Source organism: Acinetobacter sp. Z1, assembly GCF_024296945.1.
Taxonomy (GTDB): domain Bacteria; phylum Pseudomonadota; class Gammaproteobacteria; order Pseudomonadales; family Moraxellaceae; genus Acinetobacter; species Acinetobacter beijerinckii.
This window is the reverse complement of sequence record NZ_CP101115.1, coordinates 1,130,810-1,152,128: the sequence shown is the minus strand read 5'-3', so window position 1 is coordinate 1,152,128 and position 21,319 is coordinate 1,130,810. Positions and strand designations below refer to the sequence as shown.

The 21,319-nt window shown below is 37.6% G+C and carries 18 protein-coding genes; 6 read left to right on the top strand and 12 right to left on the bottom strand.

Features of this window, described 5'->3' with window-relative positions; all coding sequences use genetic code 11:
* Positions 1 to 14: 14 nt before the first annotated feature.
* On the bottom strand, positions 15 to 1,094 hold the full coding sequence (serC, locus tag NGC85_RS05280) for a 3-phosphoserine/phosphohydroxythreonine transaminase (protein WP_254805084.1): 1,080 nt from the start codon (positions 1,092 to 1,094) through the stop codon (positions 15 to 17).
* Positions 1,095 to 1,440: 346 nt separating this feature from the next.
* Between serC and NGC85_RS05275 the strand changes: the two genes are divergently transcribed.
* The 4 genes from NGC85_RS05275 to NGC85_RS05260 are packed head-to-tail and all read left to right on the top strand — an operon-like array spanning position 1,441 to position 6,347.
* The gene (locus tag NGC85_RS05275; RefSeq protein WP_254805083.1) at positions 1,441 to 2,937 is read left to right on the top strand and encodes a TolC family protein; all 1,497 of its coding nucleotides are present in this window, start codon (positions 1,441 to 1,443) and stop codon (positions 2,935 to 2,937) included.
* A 12-nt stretch (positions 2,938 to 2,949) separates the two neighbouring features.
* The gene (locus NGC85_RS05270; RefSeq protein ID WP_254805082.1) at positions 2,950 to 4,104 is read left to right on the top strand and encodes an HlyD family secretion protein; all 1,155 of its coding nucleotides are present in this window, start codon (positions 2,950 to 2,952) and stop codon (positions 4,102 to 4,104) included.
* A 3-nt stretch (positions 4,105 to 4,107) separates the two neighbouring features.
* Positions 4,108 to 5,238, top strand: a complete 1,131-nt coding sequence (locus tag NGC85_RS05265; protein WP_254805081.1) for an ABC transporter permease — start codon at positions 4,108 to 4,110, stop codon at positions 5,236 to 5,238.
* Entirely contained in the window at positions 5,235 to 6,347 is a 1,113-nt protein-coding gene (locus NGC85_RS05260) for an ABC transporter permease (RefSeq protein WP_254805080.1), read from the top strand. Before NGC85_RS05265 ends, NGC85_RS05260 begins: the two co-directional genes overlap by 4 nt.
* A gap of 26 nt (positions 6,348 to 6,373) precedes the next feature.
* Here NGC85_RS05260 and gyrA read toward each other — a convergent pair whose 3' ends face one another.
* Entirely contained in the window at positions 6,374 to 9,103 is a 2,730-nt protein-coding gene (gene gyrA, locus NGC85_RS05255) for a DNA gyrase subunit A (protein ID WP_254805079.1), read from the bottom strand.
* Between the two features lie 223 nt (positions 9,104 to 9,326).
* Here gyrA and NGC85_RS05250 point away from each other — a divergent pair, with 223 nt between their 5' ends.
* Complete coding sequence (locus tag NGC85_RS05250) at positions 9,327 to 9,920, top strand: hypothetical protein (protein ID WP_254805078.1); 594 nt, start codon at positions 9,327 to 9,329, stop codon at positions 9,918 to 9,920.
* Positions 9,921 to 10,129: 209 nt separating this feature from the next.
* Here the strand turns inward: NGC85_RS05250 and NGC85_RS05240 are convergent, their stop codons facing one another.
* The 5 genes from NGC85_RS05240 to xerA all read right to left on the bottom strand — a co-directional run bounded on the left by NGC85_RS05240 (position 10,130) and on the right by xerA (position 14,591).
* Entirely contained in the window at positions 10,130 to 10,777 is a 648-nt protein-coding gene (locus tag NGC85_RS05240; protein ID WP_254805076.1) for a hypothetical protein, read from the bottom strand.
* A 179-nt stretch (positions 10,778 to 10,956) separates the two neighbouring features.
* Complete coding sequence (locus NGC85_RS05235) at positions 10,957 to 11,892, bottom strand: FAD-binding protein (protein ID WP_016164293.1); 936 nt, start codon at positions 11,890 to 11,892, stop codon at positions 10,957 to 10,959.
* A gap of 17 nt (positions 11,893 to 11,909) precedes the next feature.
* The gene (locus NGC85_RS05230; protein ID WP_005055047.1) at positions 11,910 to 12,659 is read right to left on the bottom strand and encodes an electron transfer flavoprotein subunit beta/FixA family protein; all 750 of its coding nucleotides are present in this window, start codon (positions 12,657 to 12,659) and stop codon (positions 11,910 to 11,912) included.
* 470 nt (positions 12,660 to 13,129) lie between these two features.
* Positions 13,130 to 13,708 (bottom strand): phosphohydrolase, encoded by a 579-nt coding sequence (locus tag NGC85_RS05225; protein ID WP_254805075.1) that lies wholly within the window; start codon positions 13,706 to 13,708, stop codon positions 13,130 to 13,132.
* Entirely contained in the window at positions 13,698 to 14,591 is an 894-nt protein-coding gene (gene xerA / locus NGC85_RS05220; protein ID WP_254805552.1) for a site-specific tyrosine recombinase/integron integrase, read from the bottom strand. The genes NGC85_RS05225 and xerA overlap by 11 nt, the downstream gene beginning before the upstream one ends.
* 157 nt (positions 14,592 to 14,748) lie before the next feature.
* Between xerA and NGC85_RS05215 the strand changes: the two genes are divergently transcribed.
* Complete coding sequence (locus NGC85_RS05215) at positions 14,749 to 15,360, top strand: LysE family translocator (protein WP_254805074.1); 612 nt, start codon at positions 14,749 to 14,751, stop codon at positions 15,358 to 15,360.
* 52 nt (positions 15,361 to 15,412) lie between these two features.
* Here the strand turns inward: NGC85_RS05215 and dapF are convergent, their stop codons facing one another.
* The 5 genes from dapF to NGC85_RS05190 all read right to left on the bottom strand — a co-directional run bounded on the left by dapF (position 15,413) and on the right by NGC85_RS05190 (position 21,110).
* Positions 15,413 to 16,267 (bottom strand): diaminopimelate epimerase, encoded by an 855-nt coding sequence (gene dapF / locus NGC85_RS05210; RefSeq protein ID WP_005062796.1) that lies wholly within the window; start codon positions 16,265 to 16,267, stop codon positions 15,413 to 15,415.
* A gap of 6 nt (positions 16,268 to 16,273) precedes the next feature.
* Complete coding sequence (lysA, locus tag NGC85_RS05205; protein ID WP_254805073.1) at positions 16,274 to 17,524, bottom strand: diaminopimelate decarboxylase; 1,251 nt, start codon at positions 17,522 to 17,524, stop codon at positions 16,274 to 16,276.
* A gap of 37 nt (positions 17,525 to 17,561) precedes the next feature.
* Positions 17,562 to 17,786 (bottom strand): lipoprotein, encoded by a 225-nt coding sequence (locus tag NGC85_RS05200; RefSeq protein ID WP_254805072.1) that lies wholly within the window; start codon positions 17,784 to 17,786, stop codon positions 17,562 to 17,564.
* A 116-nt stretch (positions 17,787 to 17,902) separates the two neighbouring features.
* Positions 17,903 to 19,315: an amino acid permease gene (locus NGC85_RS05195; RefSeq protein ID WP_005055064.1), complete on the bottom strand. Its 1,413-nt coding sequence runs from the start codon at positions 19,313 to 19,315 to the stop codon at positions 17,903 to 17,905.
* Between the two features lie 301 nt (positions 19,316 to 19,616).
* On the bottom strand, positions 19,617 to 21,110 hold the full coding sequence (locus NGC85_RS05190) for a sodium:alanine symporter family protein (RefSeq protein WP_254805071.1): 1,494 nt from the start codon (positions 21,108 to 21,110) through the stop codon (positions 19,617 to 19,619).
* Between the last annotated feature and the right edge of the window lie 209 nt (positions 21,111 to 21,319).

The window sequence follows — 21,319 nt, the reverse complement described above, 5'->3', positions numbered from 1 at the left end:
ACAAAAATCATGAATCAACCATGACGTTTAGCAAAATCATCCATAAAGTTTACAAGTGCTTGTACGCCTTCTAAAGGCACAGCATTGTAAATACTTGCACGCATACCACCTACAGAACGATGCCCCGCCAAATTAAGCAAATGATTTTGCTCTGCTTCTTTTAGGAATGTCTTTTCCAGTGCTTCATCCGCTAATGTAAACGGTACATTCATCATTGAACGGTTTGGAACAGCGATCGGGTTATTATAAAAACTACTTGCATCGATATAACCGTAAAGTAATTTTGCTTTCTCTTGGTTTACTTTATAGATTGCATCTACCCCACCCTGCTCAAGTAACCATTCAAAAACCAAACCAGATAAATACCATGCATAAGTAGCAGGAGTATTCACCATTGAACCATTTTTAGCTTGATCAGCATATTTAAGGATACTTGGGATTTCTGGTTTTGCCTGATCAAGTAAATCATCACGAATTATGACAATCGTTAAACCAGCAGGACCAATATTTTTTTGTGCCCCAGCATAGATTAAGCCAAATTTACTTACATCTAACGGTGCAGACATAATACTTGATGAATAGTCACAAACTAGCGGTGCATCCACTTCTGGAATAGATGCAAATTGCAAACCACCAATCGTTTCATTATCTGCATAATGTACATATGCAGCATCATTTGAAAGATTCCATGTATTTTGCTCTGTGATTGCATGCTTACCATCAATTAAAGTGCCTGCTTCCACGATATTAATATCGCCATAACGCTTTGCTTCTTTTAATGCTTTTTCAGACCAAATCCCAGTATGAATATAGTCAGCTTTAGCATTCTTACCTAATAAATTTAATGGAATTGCTGAAAATTGTAGAGAAGCACCACCTTGTAAGAAGAGTACTTTATAGTTTTCAGGAATATTCATGAGCTTACGTAAATCAGCTTCAGCTTTTTCTGCTACAGCAACATAGTCATCACTACGATGACTCATTTCCATGATCGACAGACCTTTACCTTGCCAATCCAACATTTCTTGTTGAGCTCTTTCTAAAACGGCAGTAGGTAATGCAGCAGGACCAGCGCAGAAATTATAAGCACGCATGAGTTTTCCCTTGTGAAAGTGAAACAAATTGAGATGGGAATTTAATCATAGATTGGCGAAGCTTGCAGCAGCTAATCAAGTAAATATTTCAATTAGAATGAAAAAAGATGATAAATTTTTCAATAAGCTTTTCTCAATTATTTATTTTAACAATGCTTTTGAAACGATAATGATTTAAGTTAAAAACCCTCAGTTTAATGCAATTTAATTAGATTAAAAACTCTACTTTTTACAAATTCACAACACCAATAGGAGTGATATAACTATTTAATTAAAAACATAATATTTAAATTTTAAAAAAAGAATTTAGACTAGCGCAGGTATTATTAAATTGCGACATAATCGAATGTTGAATCGACATGATCGATCTTTCCATAAGGTCAAACGGTTTCCTAAAGAATTAAGCTTAAGTATAGGCTTAATCAGTTGTGCTTTATTTTCAACTTATCTATACGCCCAACCATTGAGCTATAGCGAGGCTGAGCAATATGTTGTAGAAAATGCTTATGCAACTCAAGCTCAGCAAGCACTTCAACAAGCGTCTCAGCTCGAAATGGAAGCCGTTAAAAATCTCGGTTTACCTCGAATTGATCTTAATGCGCGTGCTTATTCATTTCATAGTGAAACCAGTGTTCCTTTAGAATCAAGTAAACGCAGACTCGAGAACTCACTAACGCGTGGTTTTGATGATAAGTTATCTCAATGGGAAAATATTTTACCACCAGAAGTGATCGATCAAGTCAGTCAAGGATTCGATCAAGTTGTCAGTGATGGTCTAAACAAAGTTCCAAATAACTTAGATGTCACGATTGAAGATCATGACGTAAGAACATCAATTTCTATGGTAATGCCTTTATATGTGGGCGGAAAAATTAATAGTGCCAAGCAAATAGCGTCAATCCAAGCTCAAAGATCCAATATCAGTGAAAAGCAACAGCAAGATAGCCAACGTTTAGAAATGATTCAGTCATATTTTAATGTGCAATTACAACAGCAGTTGGTGAATACAACACGCTTCAATTTAAATGCAATGCAAGAACACTATAACAACGCACTGAAATTAGAAAAACAAGGATTTATAAACAAGGGGCAGCGCATGCAATTTGAAGTTGCCCGTAATAATGCTGAACGTACTTATCAAAATGCTCAATCTAATCTTCAAGCCAGTCAATTTAGTTTGCAAAATCTTCTAAAAACCAAACAAGGTTTAAATCTTACGACTCCACTTTTTGTGAATACAACACAAAATCATTCACTAGATAAGCTTCTCGCCAATTATGATCAAAACTCCAGTTTGATTAAAAAGCTGCAAATGGATACTCAACTCGCCAATGAAAATATCAAAGTTCAGCAAGCTGCTAAAAAACCAAGTGTTTTTGCTTTTGGTGAATATGGATTGGACAGTAAAGAGAATTGGATTGTCGGTGTGATGGCAAAATACAATCTATTTTCAGGTATTGATAATAATAAAAATATTCGGGCAGCAGAATTAAAAAAATATGCAGCAGAGTTAATGACTGAGCGAACTAAACAAGAAGTTGAAAATGTTTTGTATAAATCCTTCAGTGAATTAAATTCTGCGCAAACCAGCCATCAATTACTTACCCAAAATACGAAAGCAGCTCAAGAAAATTTGCGTATTCAACAGCTTTCATTCAAAGAAGGTATGGGCACCGCGACTCAAGTGATTGATGCACAAAATGCATTAAATGCACTTCAATCTGAAATGGCACTCAATGCTTATAAATATATTTTGTCTTTAGCAACCTTACTACAAAGCTATGGTTCTGTTGATGAATTTAAGCTGTATGTCAATCAACCACGTACTGACTATATCCGCTAATTGGAGAAAATTATGAGCCAGAATCAATCATCATCCAATTCAGAACGTGATAAAGATCAAACTGTTGAAAATCAAGAGACAGATAATCAATCAGAACAAGCGATGAGTTCAGATAAAGCGGAAGAGACAGAATCAAACGCTGCAATGTCTCAGCAACAAAAGCAACAAAAGCAACCACCAAATCGTGGAAAGATTAAGCTTATTATATTTGTCATCATTATTTTAGTTTTAGGTTTAATTGCCTATGGCTTATGGAAAGCTTATTCACCAAAAACAATCGAATTACAGGGTCGTGTTGAAGCTGAAACAGTACATATCAGTACTAAAGTCCCTAGCCGAATCGAAGAGTTTTATGTAACCGATGGGCAACCTGTAAAGAAAGGGCAAGCGCTTGTTCGCTTTATTAGTCCAGAGCTAGAAGCCAAAAAAGAACAAGCTCAAGCTGCGTTACAAAGTGCAATGGCCTTTCAATCCACTGTTTACCGAGGTTCTCAACAAGAAAACATTGAGACCTTATATGCCAATTGGCAAGCAATGAAAACTCAAGCTGATTTAGCAGCGACAACGTATAAACGTGGAGAAAATCTCTATCAACAAGGTGTCATTTCTCGTCAACGTCGAGATGAAATGCTCGCTGCACAAACCTCTGCCAGTGAAACATCGGAAGCAGCTTATCAACAATACGCACGAGCTAAACGTGGTAGTACAGAACAACAAAAATCGACTGCCGATGCTCAAGTTGCAATTGCTCAAGCGGCTGTTAAAGAAGCCGATGCGCTCACGGCTGAAACAAAACTCTATTCGCCTACTGATGGCACTGTATCGAAAACCTACGGTAAACCCACTGAGCTTGTTGCTACAGGTGTACCTGTCGCCAGTATTATTGAGGATCGTGATTTATGGGTAAGTTTAAATATCCGTGAAGATCTTTATGACTCCGTTTATAAAACTAAGACCCTCGAAGGTTTCATTCCTGCGCTCAATCAAAAAGCACAGTTCAAAATCAAAAAAATTGATGCTGAGGGTGATTTTGCAACGATTAAAAGTACACGCCAAACAGGTGGCTATGATATTCGAAGTTTTAAATTTCACTTAACTCCTGAACAGTCGATTTCGGATTTAAAAGTCGGCATGAGTGTTTTATTTAAAATTGAAGAGGCTAAATAACTCATGTTTGCAGTGATGCTGCGAGAATGGCGTTATTTAAAACGCCATAAAGCCGATTTTTTTATGGCAATCATTGCACCATTACTTGTGATTCTTCTCTTTGGAAGTATGTTTTCATCGGGAAAAGCTGAACATTTGCCCATAGTGGTGATCGACCAAGATCAAAGCGAAATGAGCCGCAAAGTGATTCATGCACTCAGCATTAATCATACTTTAAACATAAAAACTATTACCACTAGTCAAGATGAAGCTGAACAACTGATTAATAAAACAGATGCTTGGGGTTTTGTATTGATTCCTGAAGGAGCTGAACAACGACTGGTTAGAGCACAAGATGCGCAAATTAGTATTGCCTATAATCAATCCTTTTTTAGTATTGGTAATACAATTTCATCTGCCATGCTGATCAGTACTTTAAATGGTATGTCGGATTACTTGGGAGATAGTTATTTTTCAAACGTTATCCCCTATCTAGATATCCCAACGCCACACATCAAGATTTCTACACTCTATAACCCGAATATGAGTTATGAATTATTCCTTGAGCCATTCATGGTTCCAGCAGTATTACATCTATTACTGTGCTGTTGTGTGGCATTTGCGATTGGGCAAGAATTTAAAAAGAATACGCTAAACCAATGGGTCAGTACAAAACATATTGCTACTAGTTTATTGGGTAAAATATTAGTTTATGTCTTCATCTTTTGCGCTTGGACATGGGCTTGGATGTTTTGGTTAGCGCACATTCGAGGCTATTTTATCGCAGGGTCATTGAGTCTCATTCTAGTCGCACAATTCTTACTTTACTTTTCTTATGCTGTTATTAGCAGCACCGTGGTTCTCGCGACTAAGGATTTACCAAAAACTTTCGGATTTATTGCACTGTATGGTGGCTCATCACCAAGTTTTTCAGGCATTACCCTTCCCTTAAATAATGCCCCTGCATTTACCCAATTTTGGTCAATGATCATTCCTTATACACCTTATGCGAAATTGCAGACTGAACAATGGGTCATTGGAAGCGATATATTGGTATCTTTAGTACCTTTAGGCATTCTAGTTATTTTTTCGGGGCTTTATCTCGCGTTAAGTATTCATCTTTTAAAAAAGAATACTTTGGAGCTTAGCTCATGAAAACATTTTTGGCTTATTACTTACAAACTTTTAAAAATATCATCGCAAATAGTTCCGTATTTACGACGTTGATTGCCGCAGTTTTTTTATATAGTTTTTTCTACCCGACTGCTTATAAAGCCCAATCTGCGGAAGATATTCCAATTGTTATCGTAGATAAAGAACAAAGCATCCTAACTTCTAAAATTATTAGCCAAGCCTCAAACAGTCCACATATTCGGATTACTACAGTTACAGACAATTTTTTAGAAGCAGAACAATTGGTTAAAAACCAAAAGGCTGAAGGTATTTTACTGTTACCTGAAAATCTGACCAATAGCTTAAAACGTGGTGAAATGGGAGGGATTGGACTTTATTTAAGCACTGCTTATTTTATTCGTACCAAAGAAGTAGGACTTGGTTTAGCGGGTTCAATTGAATATACCTTACAGGAATATTTAGAAAAATTTGGTCAAGTTACTCAATTTCATCCTGAGATTTCTATTCATCAAATTCCACTGTTTAATACGCTATCAGGTTATGGAAGTTATATTTTTCCAGCAGTTTCAAGCTTGATTATACATCAAACGCTTTTGCTTGGGCTTGCTATGCTGATTGCAAGCTATCGAGAAAGGGGATGGATTGCAAAGCCCGCTGAATTTTGGGCTATTTTCACAGCGATATTAACAATCGGCTGTTTGGGTTGCCTTTATTTATTTGGTTTCACTTTCTGGTTATATGATTACCCTCATGGAGGCAATTTTTGGGGAATGTTGCTTGCTGTTCCAATTTATGTAAGCTGTATTATTGGCTTAGCCATGTTGGTAGGTTCGCTGGTTGATATGCCTGAACGAGTTGGGCATCTAATTGTTGTGACCTCAGTGCCTTTATTTTTATTGACTGGTACAGCATGGGCTCATGCAGCTATGCCTGAATGGATGCAATGGTTCGCATGGATTCTCCCCTCAACGCATGGAGTTCAAATGTTTGTACAACTGAATCAAATGGGCGTACCTATCTCGATTGTTATCCCAAAATTAATTTATTTAGCGACGCTTGGCTCAATTTTATTAGCATGTTCTTACTATCGCCTTGTCATGATGGAACCAATAAAAAAGGAAGCTAATTAGCTTCCTTTTTTACGATCTTAAAGCAATTATGCTTCAGGATTATCTTCTTTAGGTTCAATAGCAACTTCTTCAGAAACGGTTGTTTCAGTTTCAGTGTTCGTCACTTCGTCTATAGCATCTAACTCTTCGTCATCTTCTACAGCATCAATCGAAACAACACCAACAAGTATTTCTGCATCACTTAAGCGAATTAGACGAACACCTTGCGCATTACGACCTGTTGTAGCAACTTCGGCAGCACGAGTACGTACTAAAGTACCACCATCAGAAATCAACATGAGCTCTTTGGTTTCATCGATCGATACAGCACCAACGAGTTCACCATTACGCTCACTCATCTTGATCGCAATAACACCCTTACCACCACGTTTCTTAGTAGGGAAATCATCGACAGGTGTACGTTTACCATAACCATTCGCACTTGCACAAAGCACTTCGCCCGTTTCAGGCACAACCACAAGTGATACGATACGACTCACTACATCTGAGTCAGATGAATCATCATTGTCATCACTTTCGTCATTTTCAATTTCAGATTCTTCAACGTCTACGCTAGCACTTGCTAAACTTACGCGCATTCCACGCACGCCTTTAGCAGTACGTCCCATGGCACGAACATCGGTTTCAGCAAAACGAATTGCTTTCCCTTCATTCGAGAACAACATGATTTGTTGATTGCCATCAGTAATTGCAACGCCAATCAGTGTATCTTCTTCATTCAACTCAATTGCACGTAAACCATTCGCACGAATATTACTGAACTGCGATAACTCTACACGCTTCACTGTACCTGAAGCAGTCGCCATAAATACATAGTGGTTTTCAAGGAATTCTGTCAACGGTAAGATCGCAGTTACTTTTTCATTGGCATCCAATGGAAGTAAATTAATGATTGGACGGCCTTTTGCACCGCGAGAAGCTTGTGGCACTTCAAATACACGTAAACGATAGACCTTACCGACATCTGTAAAACATAATACGGTTGCATGGTTCGAAGCTACGATTAAATGCTGAATAATATCATCATCTTTCATCGAGGTTGCCGACTTACCACGACCACCGCGACGCTGAGCTTGATAGTCAGAAAGTGGTTGGGTTTTTGCATAACCCGTTTGAGAAACAGTCAATACGACTTGCTCTTCTGGGATCAAATCTTCACGACAGAAATCCACACCAGATTCAACAATTTCAGTACGACGCCCATCACCGTATTGCTGCAAGATCAAAGCAAGTTCTTCACGAATCACATTCATCAATAAATTAAAGTCATTTAGAATCGCTGTTAATTCAGCAATTTGACCTAAAATCTCAGTATATTCAGCGTGTAATTTGTCTTGTTCTAAACCTGTTAAACGATGTAAACGTAACTCAAGAATTGCAGATACTTGCGTTGGTGAGAGGCGATAAATTTCACCTGACAAACCAAATGGACGTGTAGTATCTTCGCCTTCAATCTCATCTGGGCGAACTGATATTGCACCAGCCTTCTCTAATAAAGCAACGACACCACCACCTGCCCACTCACCTGCTTGTAAACGCTCACGCGCTTCAGCTGGGTTTGCAGAGGTTTTAATCGTTTCAATAATGGTATCAATATTAGCTAAAGCAACTGTTAAACCTTCTAAGATATGACCACGTTCACGTGCTTTACGCAATTCGTACATAGTACGGCGCGTAACAACTTCTTGGCGGTGACGAATAAATGCCGCAATAATATCTTTCAAGTTCATTAACTTAGGTTGTCCATTATCTAGGCAAACCATGTTAATACTGAACGAGTTTTGAAGTTGAGTATGTAAGAACAGATTATTGACGATAACTTCTGCGTTTTCACCACGTTTTAAATCTATGGCAATACGCATACCATCTTTATCAGATTCATCACGTAACTCAGAAATACCTTCTAATTTCTTTTCTTTTACCAGTTCAGCAATACGCTCAATCGTTCTTGCTTTGTTAACTTGATAAGGAATCTCAGTAAAAACAATAGTAGTACGACCTGTTTTTTGGTCTTCCTCAAAATGGTACTTACCACGGATATGTAGGCGCCCTTTACCTGTACGGTAGGCATCCACAATACCTGACTTACCATAGATAATGCCGCCTGTAGGAAAATCTGGACCAGTCACATGTTCCATTAAACCTTCGACAGTAATGCTAGGGTTATTTGCATAAGCCAAACACGCATTAACGACTTCAGTCATATTGTGTGGCGCCATATTGGTCGCCATACCTACTGCAATACCTGTTGTACCATTAATCAAAAGATTTGGAATACGCGTTGGCATTACTTGAGGAATACGTTCTGAACCGTCGTAGTTGTCTTCCCAGTCAACCGTATCTTTTTCCAAGTCAGCCAAAATTTCATGGGTTAACTTTTGCATACGGACTTCGGTATAACGCATTGCTGCTGCGCTATCCCCATCAACAGAACCGAAGTTACCTTGACCATCCACCAACATATAGCGCAAGCTAAAGTCTTGCGCCATACGAACAATCGTTTCGTATACTGCACTGTCACCATGAGGGTGATATTTACCGATCACATCCCCGACAACACGAGCAGACTTTTTGTACGCTTTGTTATAATCATTACCCAATTCATGCATTGCAAACAACACACGACGGTGAACAGGTTTTAGACCGTCTCTCACATCTGGTAATGCACGAGATACAATTACGCTCATCGCGTAATCTAAATATGAATGCTTGAGTTCGTCCTCAATGGCAATCGGTCTGATTTCCGATACGCTCATGCATACTCCTTGTTTACAAGTAGATATTTCTACTTGTTTTTATGTATTCAATCTTGCAAGTCTTTAGCTCAGAAACTTGAACTAAAAATAAAAAATATAGCAAAAAATTATAGCATAAATGGCTATTCAACAGGGAGTCTTTTGATACAAATAGATTGTCGTATTTTCTTTATTTATATAGAATTTACATAAAACCATTAAGCAAAAATTTACTTTAAAAAATATGTCAAAACCAAATCAAGAATATCGTTACCGTGTCTCAAAACGCATGTTCAAATACTATAATGACGAAAATCGCAATATGTTATTTGGAATTGGTCGTATGCTATGTAATGCCCCATTTTCAAATGTATTTTCTCAATCAATTTATCCTATAAAAAACAAACACAGAAAAATTGATATTGAAATTTTAAAACAAAGTCTTATCCCTCATCAGTTAGATTATTTTAGTAACACCCTACATTACAATCCATACATCGAAGGTGGCATTTCTTTACATAAAGATGATATTCATTGGAATCTTGAAATTTTTCCATCAGAAAAAATCCAAAGCTATATTTCTGAACAACTCACCAGCACTTTACAAACATTGGAATCATCTGAAAACCTAGAAGAAATATTTAAATACGGTATTCAATATATTTCATGGAAACTGACTGACAATCTTACATTTATGAATAATGATTGGAGTATCAGAGTTCCTACATGGAAATGTGAAATCTCATCACCTTACTACAAATATCATTTATTAATCATGCAATTAACACATGGTCTAGTCCTTATTTCCTTTTGTTATCCTAATCAGCGATATAAATAGGCATATTCTCTTTGAAAGAAAATTAAGTCTAGCTCCAAGGACTTTGTTATTTGCTCAAAGAGCATGCTATTAATTTGACCTCGATGATGCGTGTGATGGCTAAATACGTATGCCAACATTCAATCAAAGGCTCAGTATAAACTTCACCTCGATGCACATAAGTAATTGCTTGATGGAATGAAACTTCATCCTAGCGATAAAGGTTTATTTTACTTATGAAATAATTTTAAATCTAAAAATGTCTCCAACCGTTCCACTTTAGATGATTTATCCAACTTCATAAAGTATAAAGCGGATAGAAATAGCGCCAAGATAAATGGAAACTCATATAATTCTTCAATCAGATCAACGTTACTCCCCTCTCTCATTAGCCATGTATCAATAAAACGATGATGTTCAATACTATCTGCGAAAAATAAAGATAGGATTGCAATAAACAAATACCAAAAAGGAAACTTTACAGACTGAAGCTTATATTTAATCTCAGTGCGTAACTGTGCAGAAAACAACATGAAGATAACAGGCGCAATCACAAAGATAGAGATGATACGGAAATACAAATGTGGAACTTCGGGAAAGAAATCACGCCCCCAACTGATACTACGCCCAAAGAACATTGCCCACCATGCAATTGCCCAAAGCCAAAACCATTTTTTCTGTTCCGACAGCGTTTTAGGCTTCATGTAAAACCACGTAAATGGAACACAGAGCAGCAATATAAGTGCCTGAATATCCTCTATTAGATGAACATTCCAATTTGATAATAAATGAGTTTCTGTAATCGCTAATAATAAAATACCAAATAAAAGGACGAGCAAAACTAGCGCTACAAAATTAAAGCGAAAATTAAATTTCATTGACGGGAGATAACCTATCCAAATTGGATCAAAGACAGTACATCTGTTATTTTAGCAAAAGTGTACTTACAAGTACACTTTTGGTAGTAATTAATATTATTAGAAATTTAGTTGTATTAAATTTTCGTTTCAATAAAAAACGCCCCTTTCGGAGCGTTTTTTCAACTTAATTCAAAGAATTAAAGTTTAGATACCAACTCTGGTACAACAGTATTCAAATCACCAACTAACCAGTAGTCAGCAACGCTGTTGATTGGCGCTTCTTCGTCTTTGTTGATTGCAACAATAACTTTAGAGTCTTTCATACCTGCTAAGTGCTGAATCGCACCAGAGATACCGATTGCCATGTAAAGATCTGGTGCAACGATTTTACCCGTTTGACCAACTTGGAAGTCATTTGGTACGAAACCAGCATCAACCGCAGCACGTGAAGCACCTTGTGCAGCACCAAGCTTGTCAGCTAATGGGTCAAGTACTTTGTGGTAGTTCTCACCAGAACCAACACCACGACCACCAGAAACAACGATACGTGCAGCAGTTAACTCTGGACGATCAAGCTTCACGATTTCTTCGTTTACAAACTTAGAAATACCAGCGTCTTTCGCTTCAGCTACAGCTTCAACAGCAGCAGAACCGCCCTCAGCAGCAACCGCATCAAATGCTGTACCGCGAACTGTACCAACGATAATTGCTTCGTCAGATTGAACAGTTGCGATTGCGTTACCTGCATAGATAGGACGCTTGAAAGTATTTGCAGACTCTACAGCAATGATGTCTGAAATCATGCTTACGTCAAGAAGTGCAGCAACACGTGGAAGAATGTTCTTACCAGTCGTTGTAGATGCAGCTAAAACGTATTTGTATCCGCCTTTCGCGATATCAGCGACTAAGCCAGCAACGTTTTCAGCTAATTGGTTTGCATAAGCAGCGTTGTCAGCAAGCAATACTTTGCTTACACCAGCAACTTTAGCAGCAGCGTCAGCAACTGCTTGAGCGCCTGAACCAGCAACTAGTACAGTAATATCACCACCGATTTTTTGAGCTGCCGCAACAACGTTTAAAGTTGCACCGTTAAGTGTCTGGTTGTTGTGATCAGCGATAACTAAAATACTCATGATTGTATCCTTCTGTATTAGATCACTTTCGCTTCGTTTTTCAATTTTTCTACAAGCTCATCTACAGATTTCACTTGTACGCCAGCTTTACGTTCAGCAGGTGCTTCAACTTTAATTGTTTTAAGTTTGGTACCAGTTGCAACGCCATAATCAGCAGGAGACTTAGTATCAAGCGGTTTTTTACGCGCTTTCATGATGTTTGGAAGAGCAGCATAACGTGGCTCATTCAAACGTAAGTCAGTTGTGATGATTGCTGGAAGACCAAGTTCAACAGTTTGCAAACCACCGTCAACTTCACGAGTAACTTGTACTTTACCGCCGTCAACTTTAACTTCAGATGCAAAAGTACCTTGACCAGCACCAAGTAAAGCGCCAAGCATTTGACCTACTTGGTTAGAGTCGTCATCAATTGCTTGTTTACCAAGAAGAATAAGTTCTGGTTTTTCAGCATCAACAACGCCTTTTAGAATTTTAGCAACTTCTAAAGCGCCAACTTCGTCAGCAGTTTCTACTAAAATACCACGATCAGCACCTAAAGCCATTGCAGAACGAATTTGTTCTTGCGCGTCTTTAGAACCCACTGAAACAACAACGATTTCTGAAATCGTTCCTTTTTCTTTTAAGCGAACCGCTTCTTCCACTGCGATTTCACAGAATGGGTTAATTGACATCTTAACGTTGGTAAGGTCAACCCCACTATTGTCCGGCTTAACACGAACTTTAACGTTGGCATCAACCACACGTTTTACAGCGACAAGAGCCTTCATGTAATCCTCGGCTGTTCTAAGCAAGTAAATGTAGTGAAGAGTATTCTATCTCTTCGATCGAAACTTTTTAGGTGCCCTATCTTGCAATGTATTTGGCATTTCGGTCAAGTCACAATTTCCGTTCAACTCATAAAAAAGATGAAACGCTCAGTTCATTAATTGAAAGTTATGTTTAATCATTGCTATTCAAAACAATTAAACTGAAATTATTATGCTTTGATTTATTTAATATTTTAATAAATTCAATGCTCTAAAAAACGCGTGATTCATTTAAAAGGTAAATCGTTAATTGATGCATTTAACTCATGGTTTGACACATTTTTCATTTTAATAAAATTTGGCAAAAAAGTAAGAACACGAATTAAACATTCTCTAACTGAAAAGCATGCATATAGCTGCTTATTAATCAGCCAATTTTGAAACATAATGTATCGCTAAAAGTTAATCGACAATACGATCATTCATTCTTGCTACAGTTTAAACATTGGTAGTGGGCTCCACGGCTTTTGCAATAGACGCTTTATTCCCAAATAAATTAAGGTCTTATGAAAGCCTCTATTTGGAAAATCTCTTGTCAGTTTGCGAAATTCATCTAGTGGAATACTTGATCGGACCAATCCCAATGTAAAATCTGCATAATCAGCCCGCCGAAAGTTTTCAACTAATTGATCTTCAGAGCATTCAACCTTAGTCATTTTGTGATGCTCCGTAATCATTAATGTGATTTCTTTTTCCCACATTAACAACTCATTTGATGCAAGGTATTGTCGCATTTGCTCAACCGAAGGCTTGATATAATCTATGGTGTTCGCAGTCCATATGCCAATATCATGAAAGGCGACAGCAATAGCAATTTTATGCAATGTTTCATAACTGCGATCTGCACTTAAAATCAAACAACATGCAGCAACACGTTTACAATGATTGGAATAACCTTGATAACTTCGATTTATAACTACTCGATAATCTTGCAAAATCTCATCTATTAAGTCACAACATCGTTTAAATGCAATTTGATCTAATAATTGTGGATGTTTTTCAGTGTTCATTCTTTTGTGCTCTTGGGTGAGCTTGATCATAGACTTTTGCGAGTTGATCAAAATCGACATGGGTATAGATTTGGGTAGTAGATAAATTACTATGCCCAAGCATTTCTTGTACAGAGCGTAAATCACCACTTGCTGAAAGCATATGACTTGCAAAACAATGTCTCAATAAATGTGGATGTAAATCAACATTTACCCCCGCTCTTTGTGCTTGTAGTTTGACACGATTTTCAATTTGTCGAGGTGTTAAGACACCACCTTTTTGTGAAATGAATACCGCAAAATCGGCACTCAAATTGCCTTGCCATATTCGATAAATTTTAAGCCATTCGATTAAACTTTGTTTGGCTTGCTGCCCAAAAGGAACAATTCTGGTTTTATTTCCTTTACCTGTAATACGTAATAATTGTCGATTAAAATCGATATCTTTAATGGTCAATCCTTGCAATTCAGCCAAACGTAGACCACTTGAATACAATAATTCAAGCATAGCCTTATCACGTAACCATAATTGTTGTTCTAAAGGTTTTTCTGGTGCTGGTTGATCCAAAATTTGATGCACTGTTTCAATATCTACCATCCCAGGTAAAGGTCGCGGTTGTCGTTTTAACCTAAAATCTTCAGATGGATTTTGTTGTAGATATTGACCTTGTTCTGCCCACTTCATAAATTGACGTATTGCAGTTAAATGACGTTGTAAGCTACTTGAACTGAGTTGATTCTTTTCAACACGAGCTGCCAAATATTCTCTTAAATCTGAAGCCTCTATATCTTGTAATTGTAACTGCTTAAGCTCGCAGAAATGAAAGAAATCTGTGAGATCACGTTGATAAGCTGAAATCGTATGCTCAGACTGATTTTGAATGATGCGTTCTTTTAACCACATGGATAACAGTTTTTCAGGGCTTTCCAACATGCTCTCCAATGTTTTAAAAAATATCTAAAATTTAGCAAATTTCAATGTGATTGATGATTAAACAAATATCGAAGTATATACAGCAGTGTAATACAATAGATTTCAAGTTTTAAGTGATGATATAAAAATGTCAACAATGCTTATCCCCTATCTTTTTGCAATTACAATCCTAACAATTACACCCGGTTTAGATACAACATTAATTATTCGTACGGCAACGATTGAAGGTAAAACAAAGGCATTTCAAGCAGCACTAGGCATTAATCTAGGCTGTATTGCTTGGGGAGTCATTGTGGCATGTGGTTTAGGTGCTTTACTGATGGCTTCAGATTTCGCCTTTAATGCATTGAAGTGGATGGGGGCAATCTACCTGACATGGTTAGGACTTAATCTTATTTTAAAACCGCGTAGTCAACTTGCCAATATCGATGATATTGCAGCTACTCATAATTGGTTTATGAAAGGCTTTTGGGGAAATCTACTCAATCCCAAAGTTGGTATTTTCTATATTTCTTTTCTACCACAATTTATCCCGCAGTCTTCGTCTCCAGTCATTTGGACCATGGGACTTGTAATGATTCATGTCGTGATTGGATTTATATGGTCAATCTTTTTAATTACAGCAATGCAATCAATATCTAAATTTTTAAAGCAACCCAAATTTATTCAATATATGGATCGAATTACAGGCAGTATTTTTATTTTATTTGCACTCAAACTCGCCTTCAGTAAAAGATAGATCATAAAAAAGCGCGTTCCAATCAACGCGCTTTTTCTTAAACCTTAGATCATCAGCCTTGGAAATATCGTAAATCCAAACGCGCATCATAAACATGAGTAGTTGGACCTGTCATCCACACCACATCACCTTCACGCCATGCAATATGCAACTTACCACCAGCTAATTGCACTTCAACTTCATTCGCAAGTAAACCACGACGCATACCACTGACTGCTGCTGCACACGCGCCAGTACCACAAGCCAAAGTCTCACCTACACCACGCTCAAATACACGTAACCGAATATGCTTTTCATCAATAATTTGCATAAATCCAGCATTTACACGCGCAGGGAAACGGACATGCGACTCAACTTGTGGTCCCATTCCAGCGACATCAGCCGTTAAAACATCAGGTACGATAGTTACAGCATGGGGGTTGCCCATGTTTACCACATCGATATTGATGCTTTTATTATCTGCAAGCTCAAGTTCATATAAGCCTTCAGCATCTTCATGTTCCTGAGTAACAAATGGGATTTCTTCAGGAAGAAATTTTGGTGGACCCATGTTGACACGTACCCAACCATTTGCACCCAACTCTGGCTCTACAATACCTGCTTTAGTTTGTACACGAATTTTAGTTTTGGTCGTGAGTTGACGCTCATGTACGAAACGAGCAAAACAGCGTACACCATTACCGCACTGCTCGACTTCTGAACCATCTGCGTTAAAAATACGATATTTAAAATCAACATCTGGAAAATCAGGTGGCTCAACAATCAACAATTGATCAAAACCCACGCCAAAATGACGGTCTGCTAAACGTTGAATAGTTACCGTATCTAAATAAGCGCGTTGGGTAATTAGATCAACAACCATGAAATCATTGCCCAAACCATGCATTTTGGTGAATTCTAAATACATGCCAATTTACTCCTCAGGTAACAAACGCTCTTTTTCCCAGAGTGATTCTATTGTTTCGCGCTCACGAATTAAATAGGATTGATCACCACTGACCATAACTTCAGCAGCACGACCACGTGTATTATAGTTTGAGCTCATCACAAAACCATAAGCACCTGCACCTAATACAGCAAGCACATCATTTTCTTGAAGCGCTAAATCACGCTGTTTACCCAAGAAATCACCCGTTTCACATATTGCACCGACCAAATCCCAAGTTTTCACTTCAACGTGAGTATTTGGATTGACCGATTGAATATCCATCCATGCTTCATATAAAGCTGGACGAATTAAGTCATTCATTGCAGCATCAATAATTGCAAAATTACGGTGATTGGTTGGTTTTAATAAATCAACTTTAGTCAGTAATACGCCAGCATTTGCTGAAATACTACGCCCCGGTTCCATATAGACTTTTAAACCCAGTTTTTCTAAAGCTGGACGCATTGAATTTGCATATTCTGCAACACTTGGCGGTGTTTCATCTTTATAACAAACACCTAAACCACCACCGATATCAATATGTTTGAGGTTGATACCCAGTTTTTTCAACTCTTCAATCATTAAAATCACACGGTCAAGTGCATCAACAAAAGGTTTAGTTTCCGTAAGTTGAGAACCAATATGACAATCAATACCTACAATCTCTAAATTTGGTAGTGATGCGGCATATTGATAAGTTTCATTCACCGTATCACTTGGAATACCGAATTTATTTTCTTTCAAGCCTGTTGAAATATAAGGATGCGTCTTTGCATCGACATCTGGATTAACCCGCAATGAAATCGGCGCTTTTTTAGCTAATTTTGCCGCAACTTTTTGAATACGATCTAGCTCAGCATAAGATTCCACATTAAAGCAAGCAATACCGACGTTTAAAGCTTTTTCAATATCTGCTTCAGATTTACCTAGACCTGAAAATACGATTTTTGCAGGATCACCACCAGCAGCTAAAACACGCGCAAGTTCACCACCTGTAACAATGTCAAAACCAGCACCCAACTTTGCCAACACGTTTAGAACAGCGATATTTGAGTTTGATTTCACCGCAAAACAGATTTGATGATCTATAAAATCAAAAGCACGATCCATATCTAAATAATGTTTTTCCAAAGTAGATTTTGAATAAACATAGAGTGGTGTGCCGAATTGCTGGGCGAGCTGATCTAATGAACATTGCTCCGCATGCAATACTCCATTAATGCGCGTGAAACTCATGAAGGTGTCCTTGTTTACAAACTTGAAAGGTTGTTGTCTATGGTTGAGCTATAGATGATGTTTCTGGAGTTTCCGTATTTTCATCATCTGCTTTGACATCAGAAGAATTCTTTGCTGAAGATGCTTCATTTTTATAAAGCAAATATTTTGCACGTTTGTCGTGATTTGGGTCTGAAGGTAATTGTAATGCACCCGATTGACCACATGCAGTTAATAGCATACTACTGAGCAACAAACTGATAGAACAAATGGCTTTAAGCATCTGCGCACCTAACTTTTACATTTTGCAGCAGTATAGCGTGATCAATCGATGCGCTAAAGCCTAAACATAAAAAAACGCCAACTTCTTGTTAGCGTTTTTATTTTCAACTGACAAATTTATTTTCTTTTCGCAAAGAAATATCCTATCGCTAAGATGATGAACCAAACTGGACTTACTTTTAATGATTCTAAAGTTGTTTCATCCAATGCAAGGAAATAAATTGTCGCTAAGAAAAAGACAATCACAACCCAACAAGTGAATACGCCGCCAGGTAGCTTAAATGTCGATTGCGCATGTAATTCAGGACGATTTTTACGGTAGTTAATATAACTCCACATAATAATCATCCAAACACAGATGAACAGAATCGTAGATAAGGTTGTTGCCAATGTGAAAGCTGTTACTTCATCATTGGTGCCTGTTTTGACTTTATAAATAAACTGTACGAATGCACCGATAAAGATACAGATCGAAGAGAATACCAGCGCTTTAGATGGAACAGCAGACTTTGATAAACGAGCAAATAGTTTTGGTGCTTGCTTATCCGTTGATAAACCAAACAACATACGACTCGTTGAGAACACACCACTATTCATCGATGACATCACTGAAGATAACACCACCAAATTCATGATAATTGCTGCTGAAGCAATCCCCGCTTGCGAGAAAATATTGACGAATGGGCTGACCTTAGGATTAATCTGATCCCAAGGTGTCACACACATCACAACAAACAATGCCAAAACATAGAAAATAATGATACGGATTGGAATTGAGTTAATTGCTTTCGGCAAATTACGCTTTGGATCTTGAGTTTCCGCAGCCGTTGTACCTACCAGTTCTACACCAACAAAAGCAAAAATAGCAATTTGGAAGCCTGCCAAGAAACCATCCAAGCCTTTAGGGAACATGCCGCCATGTGTCCACAAATTACTGATACTTGCAGTTGTACCAGCGGTATTAGTAAAACCAGTGAAAATCATCCATAAACCTACAAATATCAGTACGATAATTGCAGTAATTTTGACCATCGCAAACCAGAATTCCATTTCACCAAATAGTTTTACAGTGACAAGGTTTAATCCCAGTACAAAAAGAATTGCGACAGAACTAATCAGTAAACCACCTAAAGCAGTAAACGACTCTCCGCCATTAAAGAATTCTAGATAATAGATAATCGCAGACAAGTCAGCGATACCAATCGTGACCCAACATAACCAGTACGTCCAACCAACAAAATAGCCTGCCCATGGACCAATAAGATCAGTAGATAAGTCAATAAAAGACTTATAATTTAAGTTCGATAAGAGTAATTCACCTAATGCTCGCATAACAAAAAACACCATCAAACCGATGGTCATATAGATGAATAAAATTGAAGGACCAGCCAAACTAATGGTTTTGCCAGAGCCCATGAAAAGCCCTGTTCCAATTGCTCCACCAATCGCAATCAACTGTAGATGTCGATTAGAAAGACTACGGTGAAGTCCGCCTTGATCGGTCGCTTCACTCAGATTTTGATTCGACATTTTACAAAAATCTCCAGTATTGTTGTCCGTTAACCTGAAATCGAATCAAAATAACCTGCACCATTATTAGGCATCTTTTTTTAACACGTATTTTTGAAACGCTTTCAGTTCAACAATTTCTGCCTGTATTACTCAATATTTCAAGTGAAATAAAAATTGGATAGGATGATACGCACTAGAATAGGACAATACAATCAAGTCGCTTACAGATACTGTGACTTATTAGGTTTTAAAAAAAAAGCAGCGATAATCGCTGCTTATTTTTATTGAAATATAGAGTTATATTTCGACTACTTAATACTTATTTTTGTTTGTTTTTAATACGCTCTTCCCAGAAGGTTGCATTACGAATGCCGAGCTTAACAGGATCAAAGGTAAACTCTTTAACGCCTGCTTTTTGCTGCTCTTCATAATCTCTCAACGCTTTAATGGTTGGTTTCCAAATGAAGTAGGTCATGATAATACCAATGATGTTAATCCAAGCCATTAAACCAACACCGATATCTCCAATTCCCCAAATATACCCAGTTGCACTGAGGACACCGTATGAAACTGAAATAATGATAAAACATTTAGTTAGAAATAAAAGAGAAGGTGTTTTAGTAATGTAACTTAAATAAGTAATATTGGTTTCAGCAATATAGTAGTAAGCAACAATCGTGGTGAATGCAAAGAAGAACACAGCTAATGCTACGAAAACTTGCCCAAAACCACCAAATACTGTACTTACTGCCATCTGTGTAAATGCAGGAGAGCCAATTTCAGCTGTTGCAGCAACATTCTGTACAATAAATTGACCAGCTTCTAAAGTACCTTGAACATTATACATTCCAGTAATAAGAATCATAAATGCGGTAGCTGAGCAAACAAATAAGGTATCGATATAAATTGAGAAAGATTGAACAAGTCCTTGTTGGGCTGGATGTTGTACCTCTGCTGCTGCTGCTGCATGAGGACCCGTACCTTGTCCTGCTTCGTTAGAATACACTCCACGTTTCACACCCCAACCAATTGCAGCACCAATGCCTGCCATCGGTGAAAAAGCATCTGCAAAGATTAATGAGATCACACCCGGTAGTTTATCAATATTGATAAAGACAATAATTAATGCCATTACAATATAGCCAGCTGCCATAAATGGCACTACAAATTCAGCGAATTTTGCAATACGTTTGATACCACCAAAAATGATGACTGCAAGTAATGTGACAATCACAATTAAAGCGAGTAGTTTATAAGTGCCGACATTTCCGAAAACGATCGCACCTTCGCCTGTGATTTGTGTAAAAGCATTACCTACTGCATTTGCTTGAATACCGGGTAAAAACAAACCACATGAAATGATCGCGGCAATCGCAAATAAAATACCCAACCAGCGCTGACCTAGACCTTTGTCAAAATAAAAAGCGGGTCCACCACGATATTGTCCTTGATATTCAACCTTATATATTTGACCTAAAGTTGATTCCACATAAGCAGTACTTGCACCTAAAAATGCAACCACCCACATCCAAAATACAGCACCAGGACCACCAAAACCAATTGCGGCTGCAACACCAGCAATATTACCAACACCGACACGACCTGAAAGCGACACAGCTAAGGCTTGAAAAGATGAAATACCCTGCGCTGATGAAGTTCCTTTAATTAAGAGCCTTATCATGTCTTTAACTTGACGGACTTGAACAAACCGAGTCAAAACAGAAAAAAATAAACCTGCACCTAAACATAAATAGATCAGAGCTTTGCTCCAAATAATACTATTTACCCAATCAACAATTTCTGCTGCACTCATAAACACCAACCTTTTTTATATATGTTGAAAATATAGCGAACGTTATATTTTCATATGTTTGAGCAAGAGCAATATCTATGCCATTGATTATTAATATCCTGACAATAAATAATCAAATGCTCAAAATCCTTCCATAGTAAAAGTGAACCGAACGAAATATTGATCAAAAAAACACATCGTATCTTACTTGTAAAAGTCACATATCATGT